The following is a 17,300-nucleotide window of genomic DNA, read 5'->3' as shown; positions in this document are numbered from 1 at the left end:
GGAGCGTCCTTGGTCAAGGCAGGTTGGGGTAGGCCGGCTTGAGCGGGCCACCGATCTGGCTGTAGTTGTCCACTTCGCCGTCCTCGCTGTCGTACAGCTGGCGAGCCAGGGGGTGGTTGGGCTGGCGGGCGAGGAACGGGATCAGCCAGGCCAGTTTGTAGGGCGCGACATCGGCCTGACGCTGACCCTTGAGCTCGGGCAGGGTGTCAGGGTCGAGCACGCTGCGGGCGGCGAAGCTGGCCAGGCGCTCGAGGGTGCGCTGGTCGTCGTCGCTCCAGGGCAGGCCGTTGGCGCGGGCCGACTCGCTGAGCAGCACCAGCGGCACCAGGGCGTACTGGCTGTAGTTGGCGGCCAGTTTGCTGCGGGCCACTTCCAGCGGCAGGTAGGCATATTCGCCATGGCGCACGGCCTGGGCCAGGCCTCGGCGCAGGTTGCCATCGGCCCACTGGATGAAGTCGTCGCGGCCCACCAGCATGCCGGCGGCGGCCACCGCCCAGGCGGCCCAGTAGTCATGGTTGTTGAAGTAGACGGTGGTGGACTGGCGACGCGGGTCGTATTCGCGGATCACCTGCTCGCCCAGCTGGGTGAACCAGCGTTGCTGCACGGGGGTGAGCCGGACCTTGCCATCGGCGGCCGCCTGGGTCAGCAGCAGCGCGCCGGACATCGCCGCCAACGCCCACTTGCGCGCGGCAATGCCGGTGTTGCTGGCGTCCGGGTCGAGCAAGGCACCGGCCTTGGCCCAGTGTTCCAGCCACTGGTCCTGACAGGCCAGGGCCATGTTGGCGTCCTGGGGCTTTTTCGCGTTCTGGAAGCGCTTGCCGGCGTAGACCAGGCCACCGATGAACTGCTTGACCTGCTTGGCGATGCGTTCGCTGTCGGCGTCTGGGCTGGCGCGCAGGGTCGACTTGCTGGTGTCGCGCTGGTCGTACTTGCTCTGCAGTCGCAGGCTGCCGGTGTAGGGCGGCGGCGGCTCCCTGTTGCAGGCCAGGGTACGGTAGTCGGCGATCATGGCGGCCTGCGCGGTGGCGCGGGCGGGCCAGATCGACTGGGCGGCCTGGGCCTGGGGCAGCACAAGGACGAACGCGAGCAGTGCAAGGATGCGTGTGGGAGCGGGCTTGCCCGCAAACAGGCCAGAGGATGTGTCGGGGCCTTCGCGGGTAAACCCGCTCCCACAGGGAGCGGCTAGGCACATTACAGGCACAGGCGTGTCTCCACATCGGTGGCGGCGGTGCCGGGTTTGGTCGGTTCGAGGAACACCGAGAGCAGGTTGGCGCCGGCGAACTCCGGGGCCTTGCTCAGCTCCAGGTAGTACTGGCCGCCGCTCACTGCCGCCTCGCGGCGGAACCACACCTTGTCGCGGGCGCCATTGTCGTAATAGACGATGATGTAGAAGTCCTTGACGTTCTTGTCGCTCAGGCGGATGTCGAGGAAGCCTTTCGATCCGGTCAGCGACTGGCGCGCGCTGCCGGCATTGCTCAGCAGCTCGATGCGCTCGCCGACCTTCAGCGCCGGGCGCTGCAGTTTCGAGGCCAGCACTTGTTTCGATGTCTTGCAGCCGCCATGCACCGCTGGCACCAGCTGGCGGTACATCAGTGGCGAGTCCAGCCGGTAGTTGGCCGGCAGTTCCCAGATGATCAGCCTGGGCGGCGCGTCGGCCTTGTAGTCGGCCGACAGCAGGTACTCCAGCAGCGAGCCGTCCTCGCCCACGCCAGGCAGGGCGTAGTTGAGGATGTCCACGTCCAGGTACTGCTTCAGGTAGCCGTCGAAGTTGAACTGCTTGCTCTCGTCTTCACGGGCCGCGGCGTTGCTGTCGCCCACCAGGATCACCTGTGGGTCGGGTGTTTCGTCGAACAGCGCATCGCTGCTGTCGGCCACTGGGATGGTCTGGTAGCCGCGCACGTACTGGAAACCGTAGTTGTTGCCGCAGATGTAGCTCAGCGCCAGGTTCAGGGTGCCGTCCTTGGGCACCATCACGCCGGGCTCGGTGCGGTACTGCTTCTTGGTCAGGTCGGCATAGAACGGCTGGCGGCGGATTTCCTCGGCCATCAGTTTAGCGGTCGCTTCGGCGCCGGCCGGAGTCCAGTGATGGTCGCGGCGCAAGAAGTACTCGCCCTTGGGCGGCTGGCGCACCAGCTGCATCATCGGCGCCACCACCGCGCCGCCCTGGCGCAGTTGCCCCAGGTAGGCCTCGAGATTGCGGCTGGCGCGCGCATGGTCGAAGCCGTGCAACTGGTCGGCATAGAGCTTGTCGTGATGCATCAGGCCCCGGGTCGGCTGGATCGCCATGGCCACCTGGATGCCCTGGCTGTGGAAGGCATCCATCAGCCGGGCGAACTCCGGGCGCATGGGCGTGGGGATGCCGAAATCGTTGGTCAGGTCGACCATCGAGCGGAACAGCCAGCGCTCCTTGCCGGGAACGATCTGGCGCATCAGCTTCATGCGCCCTTCGGCATAATGCCGTGGCTCGGCCAGGGCCGGGCAGACCATGCACTGCAAGCTGTCGCAGCCGGACCTGGCGGTGGCCTGCGCCGCCTGGCCAGGCAGGCTCAGCAGGGCCAGGGTGGCCGCCAGGCCGAGGGGGAGGAGGGTGTTCATGGGCCGGTCATCCTTGCTGGTGGCACTGCGTCACTCGGTGGGGTCGATGCTGTTGGCCAGGCTCAGGCTGCGGTTGCCCGGCAGCAGCACGTAGCTGTAGGAGCGGCCTTTCTTGAGGAACAGCTCGTCGAAGCTGGCCACCTCCTTGTCACCGACATAAGCGGCGAAGTCGATCTTGATTTCGTTGACCATGCGCGTGCCGGTCTGGCCGCTGGCCAGGGTCTTGACCACCTCGTGCTTGCCGTCCGCCGTACGCAGCATGGCCTGTGCGGGCGTGAGGTTGTAGAAGGCCACCTGCGCCTTCTTCGGCTCGTTGACGTACTGGTCGGCGATCAGGTTCAGCTGCCGACCGTCGTACACCACGGTGCTGGCGGCGTTGGCCACCAGGGTCGGCTCGATGGCCTTGGCACCGATGCCGATCTTGTGGACGCCGGCCGGGACGAAGCGGTAGCCGCTGAGCTGGCCCGGGGCGACCTTCTGCGGGTTGACCTTGCCGCTAAGGGTCACGTCGATGCTGTTGTCCGACAGGTTGAGCACGCGCACGAACGCGGAATCCGCCGGCGCCACGGCGTCGTACAGGTCGGCGTTGCCTTCGGCGGCGAGGGCGGCATGGCTGGCAACGGCCAGGGCGAGGGCGGTGAACAGGGGCGAAAGCTTCATCAGGATCTCCTTGAAACGTCAGAAATGCGCAGGCTGGGTGCCGCGCTCGAGCGTGCCGGGACGCTGGGCAAGCAGGGTGCGCAGGGGAAACTCCCAGAGCACGGTGGTGATCTGCGGGTTGTGCAACTGGTCGCTGGCGAGGAACTGGCTCATCGCCTCGAACGGCCCGCGAGCCTCCACGGCGACGGACAGCAGGTCGCGGTTGAGCGCTTCCTTGAGGAAACCGACGAAGTTCCAATCGTCGATCTTGCTGTAGCTGGTGCCCACCAGGAGCAGGCTCTGCGCCTGCTCGGCGAACAAGTCGTCACTGTTCTGCTCGGCCCGCAGCGTCTCGTACAGCGCGATCGAGGTGGGGCCGAACTGTGGCGCGAGGCGCGCGTGGTCGAACTGCAGGTAGTTCATCAGGTCGCCGTTGATGCGCTTGTCGCCGGTCTTGTGCGAGACATACACCTGGTCGCCCAGCAGCTGCGGGCGCTGGCGCGCCAGCTCGTAGGCCGACAGGCGCGCGCCGTCGGGGCTCCAGTGGGTGTCGGACTTGAGGAACAGCCGTGGCCCGGACAGGTTGCGCAGGTAGGCTTCGCGCAGCGGTACCACATCCAGCCGGCGGTCTTGCAGGCCGGCGACGAAGCGGTCGTAGAGGCTGATCACCTGCGGGTCGAACGCGCGCTCGGCGTGCTCGGCGTAGATGTCCAGCTTCATCGGCAGTGGCAGCAGCACCAGTTGCTTGCCTTGCTCGGCCAGTTGGCGCTCGACCTTGACGATCTGCTCCAGCTGGCTTGCCAGGTTGGCGTCCAGGTCATTGGGCACGCGGTATTCCTGGTTGGTGTAGAGCCAACCGTCCTTGCCCAGCACCACGCCCTTGGTGCCTTCGCCGAACAGCTGGAACTGGGCGTCGGCCCACAGCTCCACCGACGGGGCGCGCAGGAAGAAGCGCTTGTCGTACGCCTGCTCGAACTTGCGCAGCAGCTTGCCGTCGACGAACAGGTTCCAGGCGTCGGTCTGGGTGCGGGCGAAGCTCAGCACCGGTGGCAGCGAGTAGACGAACATCGCCGCCAGCACCAGGGCGAAGATCACACCGTTGGCCTTGCTGGCCGAATTCATCACTGGATACATGGCACTCCCGTGGAGCAGAGACACAATTCATTGATTTGACGCGATCCCACAGGAGCCCCCTAGAACTGGAAATACAGGAACGGCGAGAACGAATTGGCCGCCAGGCTGCTCAGCGCCAGCAGGAAGGCGCCCCACAGCAGCAGGCTGTGCAGCACGCCGACGTGACGCATGAAGTAGCCCTCCTTGTTGCCGGCGTAGAAGCGCACGTTGTTGATCCCGGCCAGGATCAGCCAGGCGAACGCCACCAGGGCGAAGGCCATGGCCATCTTCGAGGCGCCGAGCACGTACAGCTCAAGCGAGCCGAAGCCGTTGAAACCCAGCAGCGCCTGGTAGATCTGCAGGCTGTGGCGCAGGTCCATGGTGAAGAACAGCGGCATGCTCAGCACGATCAGCAGGCCGGTGCGCAGGTTGCGACCCAGGTGATAGGGCGTGCTGACCTTGGTCGCCAGGCCGAACTTGCGCTCCAGCACCATGCCGATGCCGAAGAACAACCCCCAGCAAATAAAGGCGAAGCTCGCGCCGTGCCACAGGCCCGACAGCAGCATGGTCCAGACCAGCGCCGGCAGCGCGCCGGCCACGCGCTTGCGCACCAGCGGCATGTACACGTAGTCGCGCAGGAAATGCGCCAGGGTCATGTGCCAGCGCGACCAGAACTCGGTGATGCTCTGCGACACATACGGCTGGTTGAAGTTTTCCGGGAAGCGAAAGCCCATCATCAGGGCCAGGCCAAGGGCCATGTGGCTGTAGCCGGCGAAGTCGAAGTACAGCTGCAGGGTCGACACCACCAGGCCGAACCAGGCATCGCTGAACTGCAGGGTGCCCTCGCCGATGAACAGCACGTTGATCGGCGCCAGGCGGTCGGCGATCAGCACCTTCATGATGAAGCCGAGCATGAAGCGGCACACGCCCAGCGAGAACAGTTCCAGCGAGTGGCTGCGCTGGCGCAGCTGCGGCGCCAACTGGCTGTAGCGCAGGATGGGGCCCGCCACCAGGTGCGGGAACAGCGCGACGAAGGCGGCGAAGTCGATGAAGCTGCGCGTGGGCGTGGCGTCCTTGCGGTAGATGTCGACGATGTAGCTCAGGGCGTGGAACACGTAGAACGAGATGCCCAGCGGCAGGAAGATGTTCTCCAGCGTCCAGGTGTTGATGCCCAGCGGAGCCAGCAGCAGGGCCAGGACCTCGGCGCCGAAGTTGGCGTACTTGAAGTAGCCGAGCGTGGCCAGGTTGCCGGCCACGCCGATCCACAACAGGCGCAGTGCCCAGCGCTTGTCGCCAGCATCCAGGCGCGCCTTGATGCGCAGCCCGAACGCGTAGTTCCACCAGGTGATGGCGACGAACAACAGCAGGAAGTCCGGGCGCCACCATGCGTAGAAGATGTAGCTGGCGGCGACGATCACCAGCGAGCGCCACTGCGGCCGGGCCAGGTAGTAGATGGCCAGGAACAACGGCAGGTAGAGGAACAGGAATACGTTGGAGGCGAAGATCATGCAGGCCCGTCCTTAGTAGCTGATCACCACGCCGACACTCAGCTGGTAGTCGTCACCGGTGTCCAGTGCGCTGCCGGCGTTGAGGTAGCTGGCGCTGACCAGGGTGTTGACGTCCAGGTGCTTGCCGTCGAGGGCTACCGGGAACATCTTCCAGTAGTAGTTGAGGTCGATCATCTGGCCGACGTTGTCGCCATTGCCGTTGCCGCCTGCGTTGATGTCGCTCTGGCGTCGCGAGCGGGCTTCGGCGTCCATGCGGATCGGCAGGGCGCCGTCCTTGTCGCGCAGGTTGAGCTGGGTCACGCGCAGGTCCAGGGCGCTGCGCGGAGTGGGCCGGGTCTCCAGGGCGATGCCGTAGTAGCTCAGGTTGCGCAGGTCGAGGGCGACGAACGAGCTGGTCAGGCGCGTGCTGTAGGAGCCCTGGCGAGTGATGCGGTCGGACTGGATCGGGTTGAGGCGAAAACCGTCGTTGTCGTCATCCGGCTTGTCGGTCAGGCCGCCGCGCAGGGCCACGCGCGGGGTCCAGGGCAGGTTGTCGAAACGCTTGCCGACCTCGCCCAGCGCTGCCCAGCCACGGCTGGTGTGACCGGTGGTGGTGACGCCGTTGCCGTCGGTGTTGTCCATCTTGCCGTCCAGCGCCGCGAGTTCCAGGTGGTAGTCGCTGTCGAGCGGCAGGTTGTCGCCCTTGAAGAACACGCCGTAGCGCAGGCCCTTGAAGTCGTAGCGATCATCGATGTCGTGGTCGCTGCGATCGTTCTCGTGCATCAGGCGCACGCCAACCTGGTTGTTCGGGTTCCAGCGATAGGCGTACTGGCCCATCAGGTACAGCGTGCGTTCCTCGCTGGCGGCCAGCGAGTTGACGTCGGTGTTGTAGTTGTGGAACTTCTGCCCGACCGCGACGAAGGCGTCGGAGAAGGTGTCCTGATAGTTGAAGCGTACCGATTCCAGGCTGTCGTCCCACCAGATGCCGTAGTCGTCGTAGAAGCGCTGGCGACCGAACGACAACGAGAAGCGTGGGTCGTCGCCGATCAGGTTGCGCTTGACGTACAGCTCGCGCAGCTCGGCGTACCAGCCTTCCGGCTGTTCGCGCTCATTGTTGTTGGTCGATTCGTTGGCCAGGTTGCTCGACTGGCTGGAGTCGTAGTTCAGCCACAGGCGACCGTAGACCATCCACTTGGCCCAGCGTTTTTCCGGCGAGTACCAGGCGAACGAAGGCTCGTAGCGCAGGCTGTAGAAGCTCTCGCGGTCGCGGCCGACCTGGGAGTCTTCCGGGCCGTAGCCGGTCTGCACGGTGAGCTTGTTGAAGAACTCCGAGGTGATCACCGGCTCGCCGCCGTCCAGGTTGGCGACGCGCACGGGCGCATTGCTGTCGGCCTCGGGGCCGGTGATTTCCTCCAGCGCCAGGGCGGCTGGCAGCGGGGCCAGGGCGAGCAGGGCGCCGAACAGGGGTTGATGCGCTTTCACAGGGTGGCCTCCTTCAACAGTTCGTTGCGCGCGGCCAGGGCGCGCTCGATGTCATCCTTGGGCAGGGTCTTGTCCAGCCGCCTGAGCAGGCCGCGGGCGCGGGTGTCGCCCAGGTCCAGGGCGATGCGTGCATAGGTGTAGGCCTTGACTGGGTCATGGCAGATGGCGCGACCGCGCAGGTACACCGTGGCCATGCGGTACCAGGCGGCGATCGAGCCTTGCTCGGCCTGCTGTTGCCACACGGCGAGGGCGCGCTCCTGGTCGGGCTGGTCGAGACCACCTTTGCTGTACAGGTCGCCGAGCAGCAGTTGCGCATCGGGGAAGCGAGCGGCGATCAGTTCGTCGATCAGCACCTGGGACTTCTCGGGGTCCAGGGTCAGCCAGTTGTTGACCATGTAGAACGAGGCGTCCAGAGCCTTGGCCCGGGTCGGGTCCTTGGCCCGCACCTGCTCGATCAGCGCCTGGGCCTGCTCGGCGTTATGTTCGGTGGGGTTGGAAATCATGAAGCTGGCCTTGGATACCAGCGCTGGCAGGTAGCCACGGGCGACGGCGTGGTCCAGCCAGCGCTGGTACTCGGCGATGCCCTCGGCGCGCACTTTGGCGTTGGCCTGATCGCGGGCCAGCTGTTCGGCGCTGGGTTCGACCTTGGGGCCCATGGCGATGCCCTGGCGTTGCTCGCGCTCGGCGTCCAGCTCGGCGCGGGTGATGCCGTGGATGCTGTCGATCAGCGAGCCGATGCGCTGCACCACCTCCACCGACAGGCTGGCCATCTCGGGCTCCAGGCTGCGGGCGAAGGCGAGGAAGACCGGGTCCTGGCGCTCGCCGAGGAAGCGGTAGTAACGATCGATGCCGCGCGGGTCGATGCGCGCGGCCTGCCGATACCAGCGCTCGGCCTCGTCGCGTCGGCCCTGGCGCTCGGCCACCACGGCGCGGTACAGCTCGGGGCGACAATTGAGCAGGCAGCTCTGTTCGTACAGGGCCAGCAGTTCGGCGGCACGCTGGCCGGGGAACAGCTGCGGATAGACCAGGAACACTTCCAGGCTGGTGCTGGTGCTGCGCGGATCGCGGTCGTTGGGGTAACGGGTCAGCGCCTCGCGCACCCAGGGCTCCTGGCTGCGCTGCAGGCGCGGGGTGCGATCGAGCAGGCGGGCCAGCGAGGCCAGTGCCGGAATCTGGCCCTTGCCGTCGGCGAAGGCTTCGCGGTACAGGCGGATGATCTCCTGGCGGCTGGCCCCTTCATTGCCGGCGAGCACGTCGCCGAGCAACTGCTTGGAGGCCAGGTCGCCCCGCGCGGCGAGCTCGCGCAGGTCGGCGCTGACATCGGCGCTCGGGTCCTTGTACAGCGCGTAGCGGATCTGCTCCAGGCTTTGCCCGGCACAGGCGGCACCCGCCCAGGCCAGGCCCAGGCCGGCCAGCAACAGCCGTGGGGCGTTCTTGGCGTTCATGGCCGGTCCTCAGTTGGCGCTGCCGAACGGCAGGCCCAGGTACAGGTCGACCGCCACCGCCTTCTGGTAGGCGGCCGCTGGCAGCGGGCTGTCGGGCTGGATGGTCAGGGCCAGGTTGCGGTTCGCTTCGTCGGAGCGGGCATCGACCACCTTGCCGCTGAAGTGCTCATCGAGGCCGAACACCTGCATGTCCACCGCGCGCACGCGGCTGACATCGGCGAGCTTGTCGAACGGCACGTTGGCGCGCACGAACAGGCCCTCGTTCTTCGGCAGCAGGTGCATCATCGGCGCGGCCTTGTAGCCGTAGCCATCCAGCGGCGGCGAGGGGTAGTACACCTGGCAGTCGCACGGGCTGTTGATCACCGTCTCGATGGTGGCGCGGCCGAGCAGCGCCTGCAGATCGCCCGGGGCCAGGTCGGCCAGGGCCTTCATGTCGGCCGGGCTGGTGAAGCTGGTGGCCAGCTGGGTCGAGATGCTCGCCAGCGGCTGGCCGGCCTGGACCTCGGTGGCCCCGGCTGGCAGCAGGTATTTCACGTAGCCGTTGTCCGGCATGCTGATCACCTGCGCGTTGGTCGCCACCGTGGCTTGCACGGCCGGGACGCGGAAGAACAGCAGGTAGCCCTTGTAGCCGACGAAACCCAGCGCCGCGAGGCCGATCGCGCTGTACAGCGCGGTGCCCGCCACGGCCTTCAGGCGCTCGCCCGGGGTGCGGGCGGTGGCCTGCTTGTGCTTGCGCTCCTTGATGTAGTTCTCACGCTGCATCACGTTGAACAGGCCGTTGATGTCGGCGATCTCGCCCGACAGGTAGGCACTGATCAGGTAGCGCAGGATGTCGCGCTTCTGGGCGTCGAGGTCGACGAACTGGGCGCCGACCTCCTTGCCGCGCTGGGACACGATGCGCACCTTGCCGTCGATCGACAGGTCCACCTGGTTCAGGCGCAGCTGGATCGAGGCGTCATAGAGTGCGCCGACGGTCAGCGGCGCCTCGTGCAGCAGGCCGATGCCGCCCAGCGAGATATCCGCCAGGTCCGCCTCGAACGACTCGCGACCGGCACCGGCCATGCGCACCCGCGCGTTCATCCGGGTGCGCACGTACTGACGTTCGTCGATGGCTTCGTGGACGATGTTGGCCGCGGTCTTGCCCGGGGTGGCGGGGGTATTCGAAGTACTCATGTGCAGGCGCCTTTCCTTAACGTTGCGTGAGTTCCAGAAGAACGGTGATGACCCCGAAGAAGATGGCGATCGAGGAACACAGCATCGCCTTCGAGGACCAGCGATTGAGGCTGGCGTCGAAGTCGACGCTGCCGTTGGCCAGGGTGGTCTGCTGCCGCGTCCAGCGTTGCTGGTCCATGTGGAACATGGCGTAGACCTTCATCAGCGAACCGACGATCTGGTTGTAATAGAGAACGAACGGGTACATCGGGCTGACCGGGTGTCCGGCGAAGACGAACAGCACCGTCACCAGGCTGCGCGAGATCAGTACCCAGAACAGGTACACCAGCAGGTACTGGATGCCGAATACCAGGCCGGCCACCACCGAGGCGGTCAGGCCCATCAGGCAGGTCCACATCGACACGCGCTGGTCGAGCAGCACGTAGAGGGTGAACAGCCCCAGGCGCGCGCGGCCGAGCAGGGCGGTGGCGCGGAAGTTCTGGCGCAGCGAGTTGCCGTACCAGCGGAACATCAGCTGGCGGGTGGCGACCCAGAAACTGTCGCTGGGCGGGTGCTCCACCGTCAGGGTGTGGCTGTCGGGCACGTAGAAGGTGTCCCAGCCGGCGCGCATCAGGCTCAGCCAGCTCGACTTGTCGTCGCCGGTAAGGAACTGGAAACGGCCCAGGCGCCAATGCTGGAGGAAGTCGGCTTCGACATCGCGGATGAAATCCGGGTCGGTCATCACGCTGGCACGGAAGAACGACAACCGCCCGGTGAGGGTCAGCACCCGGTGCGACAACGCCATCGAGCACATGTTGATGTGCCGCTGGACGAAGCGCATCGAGTGCCACTGGCGCATCCAGCGGCTGCCCTCGACCTCGCAGAACTCGTTGGTGGTCAGGCCGCCCACGTTCGGCAACAGGGCGAACAGCTTGACCGCCCGCTCGACGCACCCCGGCAGCATCATGGTGTCGCCGTCGACCACGCCGACCACCGCGTCATCCAGCGGCATCTGCCGCGACAGGACGCGGAAGGCGTGGGCCAGGCCATCGCGCTTGCCGGTGCCGCGGGCGCGGACGATCACCAGGCCGATGTCATCGCGACCCTGCACTTCGTTGCGCATGATGTCCTTGATGAACTGCTCGTCGCCTTTCTCGACGATCGAGGCGATCACCGTGCATGGCACCTTGAGCCTTTGCACCTCCTGGAACACCGACTGGTACACCTTGAAGGTGGTGTGGGTAGGGATGCGAAAGCTGGTCACCACCATGAACATGTGCGACGGCAACGCCGCGTCGCCCAGTCGCTCGACCTGACGGCGCAGGCGCGGGAAGCGCCAGTGCAGGAAGTACATGCCGCGCAGGTAGTGGACGATGGCGTTGCCGTAGCGCCACATGCCCAGGGTGCCGATGATGAAGATGAACAGGTGATGGCTCGGATCCAGGTACTGCGGCGCGACCATCTGCGAGGCCAGCGCGATCAGCCCGGCGAGCAACGCCCAGGCGCAGAAGCTGGCGGCCGCGCGCAGGTAGCCCGGGGCCGCGCAAGGGCGCTGATGCTGTCGTTCCATGTCGCTGTAGCTCCTGTGTTCGGTTGCCCACCGCTGGCGCGGCGGGAGCGGCTTGGGTTACCAGCAGATGCCCTGGCGCCGGGCGTCGCTGGCGCCGGCCATGAACCCGACCAGGTCGATCACCTGTTTGTCGGTGCCAACTTCCAGTGCCTGGACGAAGCGCTCGTCGTTGTTGCCCAGCACGATCACTTCGGCCTCGTCGATCACCTGCTGCAGGTCACTGCGCAACAGGGCGCTGACGTGCGGGATCTGCTGCTCGATGTAGTGACGGTTGGCGCCGAACTGGCGGGCGTGATCGACGTTGGCGTCGAAGATGCGCACGTCGTAACCCTTGCCGGTCAGCTGCTCGGCCAGGGTCACCAGCGGGCTTTCGCGCAAATCGTCGCTGCCGGCCTTGAACGCCAGCCCGAGCAAGGCGACCTTGCGTTTGCCGGATTGCGTCACCAGGTCGAGTGCGTTCTGTACCTGGTTACGGTTGCTGGCCATGATCGATGCCAGTAGCGGGTGTGCGACGTCCAGCTGGCTGGCGCGGTAGGTGAGGGCGCGCACGTCCTTGGGCAGGCAGGAGCCACCGAAAGCGAAGCCCGGGCGCAGGTAGTAGCGCGAGAGGTTGAGCTTGTGGTCCTGGCAGACCACGTCCATCACCTCGCGGCCATCGACCCCCGAGGCCTTGGCGATGTTGCCGATCTCGTTGGCGAAGCTGACCTTGGTGGCGTGCCAGACGTTGCAGGTGTACTTGATCAGCTCGGCCACCTCGACCGACTTGCGGATCACCGGCGCATCGAGGCCCTGGTACAGCGATTCGAGCAGGTCGCCCGACTGGCTGTCGAGTTCGCCGATCACGGTCATGGCCGGGAAGTCGTAGTCCTGGATCGCCGTGCTCTCGCGCAGGAACTCGGGGTTGACCGCCACGCCGAAGTCGATACCGGCCTTCTTGCCCGACGCTTTCTCGAGAATGGGAATGACCACGTTGTTCAGCGTGCCGGGCAGTACCGTGCTGCGCACCACCACGGTATGGCGGCTGGCCTTGTCATGCAGGGCCGCGCCGATCTCCCGGCACACCGCCTCCATGTAGACCAGGTCGAGGTCGCCGTTCTTCTTGCTCGGCGTGCCCACGCACAGCAGTGAAAGCTCGCTGGACAGGATCGCGGCCTGGACATCGGTGGTACCGCGCAGGCGGCCCTGGCGCACACCGTCGAGCAGCAGTTGTTCGAGCCCTGGCTCGACGATCGGCGAGCGGCCCTGGTTGATCATGTCGATCTTCGTCTGGTCGACGTCCACTCCCACTACCAGGTGCCCGCGCGCCGACAGGCACCCGGCGCACACGGCGCCCACATAGCCAAGTCCAAAGATACTGATGTTCATAGATCCCTCTCCCCAGGCGCGGCGCAAGGCCGGCCGAGATACACAGTTCAAGAAGTTTTTTAGTGGCAGGCGCGCAGAATAAAGCCGCGCTCGAATGTGGCGCTGCAAGCTGTTTCTTGGTGGTCTTTTTACATCCTAAGGAGTTTTTTATTTGCTCGGCAAGCTTTGTTGTTTTTTAAGTTTGAAAATGACTTTTGTTGTCACATTAAAGTTAAAAAACTCAATAAAATCATATAGTTAAAGTTTGATATAAGTTAGGCGTCAAAAAAATGATTCGTGCGCTGCTGACGATAAAATGGCGTCAAATCGACGTTTTTCAAAGTTTCCATTCCGTTGATGGCCTTTCGTCATCTCTTTTATTGCTGTTTCTTCGGGTGTTAAGTTCGTACTTCAATTGCACTGGGTGGGCGTGTCCGACACCTTCGATGATCAGGCTTCAATTACCCTGTTTGCATCGAGCGGCCGTTGCCATGAAGGGTGCCGAGGCGTTCCAGCGACAGGTTCTGTGCTCTGCTTCAGCCATGGCGCAATGATGGCTTGCAAGGATTGGATCCAATTGGCATAGTGCCGTGCGAATGCCCACGCATTCACTCGGGTGCGGGATGTACCCGTTTCCATTCATGCAAAGGAGGCAAGGCAGATGCACGGATTCGGCCCGCGACTCAGAGAAGAGCGCGAGCGCCTGGGGCTCACCCAGCGCATTTTTGGCGACATCGGCGGCGTGGAACCCAACGCCCAGGGTAAATACGAGAGCGGCGAGCGTACGCCGCGCATGGACTACCTTGCCGCCGTGGCGGCGCGGGGGGTCGATGCGCTGTACGTGCTGAGCGGGGTGCACACGCCTGCGCCGCTGGACAGCCTGAATGCCGACGAGGACCGTCTGCTGGGCGCTTTCCGGCGCCTGCCTGCCGCCGACCAGGCCGCTGTCTGGCACCTGCTCAACCGGCTGGCGGGCGAGGCGGGAGGGGCGGAGTCCCTGCGCATGCGTCGCCCCGACCGGCAGGCATATTTCCATGACGCTTTGCGCTAGGTTCGTTGTGAAAAATTTTGTTAAGGTGGCGGGATCCAATCGCCCCACTGACGAGGTGTCTGCTTGATTAGGGTCCTGGTGGTCGACGATCACGATCTGGTGCGTACGGGTATCACGCGCATGCTGGCCGACATCGATGGCCTGCAAGTGGTGGGGGAGGCGGATTCGGGAGAGTCCGCCCTCAAGCTTGCCCGTGAGCTGAAGCCGGACGTGGTCCTGATGGACGTGAAGATGCCAGGGATTGGTGGTCTGGAAGCGACGCGCAAATTGCTGCGCAGCCACCCGGACACGAAAGTGGTCGCGGTGACCGTGTGCGAAGAGGATCCGTTTCCGACCCGGCTGCTGCAGGCCGGTGCCGCCGGCTACCTGACCAAGGGTGCCGGGCTCGACGAAATGGTCCAGGCCATTCGTCTGGCGTTTGCCGGGCAGCGCTACATCAGCCCGCAGATCGCCCAGCAACTGGCACTCAAGTCGTTCCAGCCGCAAGGTTCGCCGTTCGATGCGCTGTCCGAGCGGGAAATCCAGATCGCCCTGATGATCGTCGGCTGCCAGAAGGTGCAGATCATCTCCGACAAGTTGTGTCTGTCCCCCAAGACCGTCAATACTTACCGTTATCGGATCTTCGAAAAACTCTCGGTCACCAGCGACGTCGAACTGACGTTGCTGGCCGTCCGCCACGGTATGGTCGACGCAAGTCTGTAAGCACACCTCATGTCACAAACCTTTGATGCAAGCGCGTTCCTGGCGACCTGCAGCGGTCGCCCGGGCGTGTACCGGATGTTCGACGGCGATGCCCGGCTGCTCTACGTGGGCAAGGCCAAGAACCTCAAGAAACGCCTGGCCAGCTATTTCCGCAAGGCCGGCCTGGCGCCGAAGACGGCTGCCCTGGTGGGGCGCATCGCCCAGGTCGAAACCACCATCACCGCCAACGAGACCGAAGCGCTGCTGCTCGAGCAGACGCTGATCAAGGAGTGGCGGCCGCCCTACAACATCCTGCTGCGTGACGATAAGTCCTACCCGTACGTATTTTTGTCTGACGGGGAGTTCCCACGCCTGGGCATTCATCGTGGCGCCAAGAAGGCCAAGGGCCGCTACTTTGGCCCGTACCCCAGCGCCGGCGCCATTCGCGAAAGCCTGAGCCTGCTGCAGAAGGCGTTTTCCGTGCGCCAGTGCGAGGACAGCTACTACGCCAACCGCACCCGCCCATGCCTGCAGTACCAGATCAAACGCTGCAAAGGGCCGTGCGTGGGGTTGGTGACACCCGAGGAATATGCCGAGGACGTGCGTCACTCGGTGATGTTCCTCGAAGGCCGCAGCCAGCAACTGGGCAACGAGCTCAATGCCGAGATGGAAAAGGCCGCCATGGCCCTGAACTTCGAGAAGGCCGCCGAGCTGCGCGACCAGATCGCCTTGCTGCGCCGGGTCCAGGACCAGCAGTACATGGAAGGCGGCTCCGGCGATGTCGACGTGGTGGCGGCCTTCGTCAACCCGGGCGGTGCCTGCGTGCACCTGATCAGCGTGCGCGGCGGGCGAGTGCTGGGCAGCAAGAACTTCTTCCCCCAGGTCGGTATCGAGGAGGAGGTGGCCGAGGTCATGGCGGCGTTCCTCTCCCAGTACTATCTGGGCAACGCCGAGCGCGAGCTGCCCGGTGAACTCATCGTCAACGTGGTGCACGAGGATTTCGACGCGATCACCCAAGCGCTGCAGACCCTGCGCGGTCGCGAGCTGGCCATCAGCCACCGAGTGCGTGGCACTCGGGCGCGCTGGCAGCAACTGGCCGTGACCAACGCCGAGCAGGCGCTCAATGCGCGCCTGGCCAACCGCCAGCACATGGCCGCCCGCTTCGAGGCGCTGGCCCAGGTGCTGGGCCTGGATGAAGTGCCGCAGCGTCTGGAGTGCTATGACATCAGCCATTCCAGTGGCGAAGCCACTGTCGCGTCCTGCGTGGTGTTCGGCCCCGAGGGGCCACTCAAGTCCGACTACCGCCGCTTCAATATCGAAGGCGTCACCGCTGGCGACGACTACGCGGCCATGCACCAGGCGCTGATGCGCCGCTACGGTCGCATCAAGGACGGCGAGGGCAAGCTGCCCGACGTGCTGCTGGTGGACGGCGGCAAGGGGCAGTTGAACATGGCCCGCGAGGTGATGCAGGAGCTGGGCCTGACCGACCTCACCCTGCTCGGCGTGGCCAAGGGGGTGACCCGCAAGGCCGGCTTCGAGACCTTGTACCTGAACGATGTAGCCCACGAATTCACCCTCAAGGGCGACTCGCCGGCGCTGCACCTGATCCAGCAGATCCGTGACGAGGCCCACCGCTTCGCCATCACCGGCCACCGCGCCCGGCGCGGCAAGGCCCGGCGTACCTCGAGCCTGGAAGATGTGGCCGGTGTCGGGCCCAAGCGCCGCCGTGAGCTGCTGAAACATTTCGGCGGCCTGCAGGAGTTGAACCGCGCCAGCATCGACGAGATCGCCAAAGCCCCCGGCATCAGTAAAAAGCTTGCCGAGTCGATTTATGCCAGCCTGCATAGCGAGTAGAATGCCGGGTTCAACTCGCAGCCAGTCGTACCGATGAATATTCCAAACCTGCTCACCGTTCTACGCGTCCTGCTCATTCCGATCTTCATCCTGCTGTTCTATGTGCCCTACCACTGGAGCTACATGGCCGCCAGCACGGTGTTCGCCATCGCCGCCGCCACCGACTGGCTGGACGGCTACCTGGCGCGTCGGCTGCAGCAGAGCACGCCGTTCGGCGCCTTCCTCGACCCTGTGGCCGACAAGCTGATGGTGGCGGTGGCCCTGGTGTTGCTGGTGCAGGTGCATGCCAACTTCTGGCTGACGCTGCCGGCGGCGGTGATCATCGGGCGCGAGATCGTCGTCTCGGCCCTGCGCGAGTGGATGGCCGAGCTGGGGGCGAGGGCACATGTGGCGGTATCCAACCTCGGCAAGTGGAAGACCGCCGCGCAGATGCTGGCCTTGGTAATCCTGTTGGCCAACCCGCCGGTGCTGACCTTCTGGGTGGTGCTGGGCTATGGTTTGCTGCTGGTGGCCGCCGGCCTGACCCTGGTGTCGATGGTGCACTACTTGCTGGCAGCCTGGCCGCACCTGCGCGAAGGCTCGGAGCAGAAGTAAAAGTTTTTTTGAATCAAGGGGTTGACGCCGTTCTTCAAATTGCTAGAATGGCGCCCATCACGACGCGGGAATAGCTCAGTTGGTAGAGCACGACCTTGCCAAGGTCGGGGTCGCGAGTTCGAGTCTCGTTTCCCGCTCCAAGTTATGATCTACAGACTTCCACTGACGTCTGTAAGTCGTTGAAAAGAGGGGCTTCGGCCCCTTTTTTCATTCCAGCGAGCGCCACGGAAATCCACCCACAGCTACCGTTTTTGAGTGACCAATTGAGGCACAAGAATACGGGTGGGACGGCT

Annotated in this window: 14 protein-coding genes and 1 tRNA gene; 5 read left to right on the top strand and 10 right to left on the bottom strand. The window is 64.9% G+C overall.

Going from position 1 to position 17,300, the window contains the following annotated elements; genetic code table 11:
* Positions 1-13: 13 nt before the first annotated feature.
* The 10 genes from N7422_RS21165 to N7422_RS21120 form a co-directional block, all read right to left on the bottom strand.
* A complete protein-coding gene (locus N7422_RS21165; RefSeq protein WP_279808414.1) occupies positions 14-1,090 on the bottom strand; it encodes a polysaccharide lyase in 1,077 nt (358 codons plus the stop codon).
* Positions 1,091-1,191: 101 nt separating this feature from the next.
* Positions 1,192-2,595 (bottom strand): alginate biosynthesis protein AlgX, encoded by a 1,404-nt coding sequence (locus N7422_RS21160; RefSeq protein WP_279808361.1) that lies wholly within the window; start codon positions 2,593-2,595, stop codon positions 1,192-1,194.
* A 30-nt stretch (positions 2,596-2,625) separates the two neighbouring features.
* On the bottom strand, positions 2,626-3,255 hold the full coding sequence (locus N7422_RS21155; protein WP_279808360.1) for an alginate O-acetyltransferase AlgF: 630 nt from the start codon (positions 3,253-3,255) through the stop codon (positions 2,626-2,628).
* Between the two features lie 18 nt (positions 3,256-3,273).
* Positions 3,274-4,356 carry an alginate O-acetyltransferase gene (locus tag N7422_RS21150; protein WP_279808359.1) on the bottom strand — a complete coding sequence of 361 codons (1,083 nt, stop codon included), beginning with the start codon at positions 4,354-4,356 and terminating at the stop codon, positions 3,274-3,276.
* Positions 4,357-4,427: 71 nt separating this feature from the next.
* Positions 4,428-5,855, bottom strand: coding sequence for an MBOAT family O-acyltransferase (locus N7422_RS21145; protein ID WP_279808358.1), 1,428 nt, complete (start codon positions 5,853-5,855; stop codon positions 4,428-4,430).
* 12 nt (positions 5,856-5,867) lie between these two features.
* Complete coding sequence (locus tag N7422_RS21140; RefSeq protein ID WP_279808357.1) at positions 5,868-7,316, bottom strand: alginate export family protein; 1,449 nt, start codon at positions 7,314-7,316, stop codon at positions 5,868-5,870.
* On the bottom strand, positions 7,313-8,761 hold the full coding sequence (locus N7422_RS21135) for a sel1 repeat family protein (RefSeq protein ID WP_279808356.1): 1,449 nt from the start codon (positions 8,759-8,761) through the stop codon (positions 7,313-7,315). The genes N7422_RS21140 and N7422_RS21135 overlap by 4 nt, the downstream gene beginning before the upstream one ends.
* A gap of 9 nt (positions 8,762-8,770) precedes the next feature.
* The gene (locus N7422_RS21130) at positions 8,771-9,934 is read right to left on the bottom strand and encodes a PilZ domain-containing protein (protein WP_279808355.1); all 1,164 of its coding nucleotides are present in this window, start codon (positions 9,932-9,934) and stop codon (positions 8,771-8,773) included.
* Positions 9,935-9,950: 16 nt separating this feature from the next.
* On the bottom strand, positions 9,951-11,483 hold the full coding sequence (locus N7422_RS21125) for a glycosyltransferase (protein ID WP_279808354.1): 1,533 nt from the start codon (positions 11,481-11,483) through the stop codon (positions 9,951-9,953).
* A 57-nt stretch (positions 11,484-11,540) separates the two neighbouring features.
* Complete coding sequence (locus tag N7422_RS21120; protein WP_279808353.1) at positions 11,541-12,848, bottom strand: UDP-glucose/GDP-mannose dehydrogenase family protein; 1,308 nt, start codon at positions 12,846-12,848, stop codon at positions 11,541-11,543.
* A gap of 640 nt (positions 12,849-13,488) precedes the next feature.
* On the opposite strand from N7422_RS21120, the gene N7422_RS21115 reads away from it, so the two are divergent.
* From N7422_RS21115 to N7422_RS21095, 5 genes are all read left to right on the top strand, one after another.
* A complete protein-coding gene (locus N7422_RS21115; RefSeq protein WP_279808352.1) occupies positions 13,489-13,878 on the top strand; it encodes a transcriptional regulator in 390 nt (129 codons plus the stop codon).
* A 63-nt stretch (positions 13,879-13,941) separates the two neighbouring features.
* The gene (gene uvrY / locus N7422_RS21110) at positions 13,942-14,580 is read left to right on the top strand and encodes a UvrY/SirA/GacA family response regulator transcription factor (protein WP_023631421.1); all 639 of its coding nucleotides are present in this window, start codon (positions 13,942-13,944) and stop codon (positions 14,578-14,580) included.
* 9 nt (positions 14,581-14,589) lie between these two features.
* A complete protein-coding gene (gene uvrC / locus N7422_RS21105; protein WP_279808351.1) occupies positions 14,590-16,413 on the top strand; it encodes an excinuclease ABC subunit UvrC in 1,824 nt (607 codons plus the stop codon).
* 33 nt (positions 16,414-16,446) lie between these two features.
* Complete coding sequence (gene pgsA, locus N7422_RS21100; protein WP_011534581.1) at positions 16,447-17,007, top strand: CDP-diacylglycerol--glycerol-3-phosphate 3-phosphatidyltransferase; 561 nt, start codon at positions 16,447-16,449, stop codon at positions 17,005-17,007.
* 64 nt (positions 17,008-17,071) lie between these two features.
* Positions 17,072-17,147 (top strand) — tRNA-Gly (locus tag N7422_RS21095).
* The last annotated feature ends 153 nt before the right edge of the window (positions 17,148-17,300 follow it).

Origin of the sequence: Pseudomonas sp. GD04091, assembly GCF_029836165.1 — a bacterium.
GTDB lineage: Bacteria > Pseudomonadota > Gammaproteobacteria > Pseudomonadales > Pseudomonadaceae > Aquipseudomonas.
Note: the sequence above shows the minus strand (reverse complement) of the source record. Positions and strands in the feature narration are given on the sequence as shown.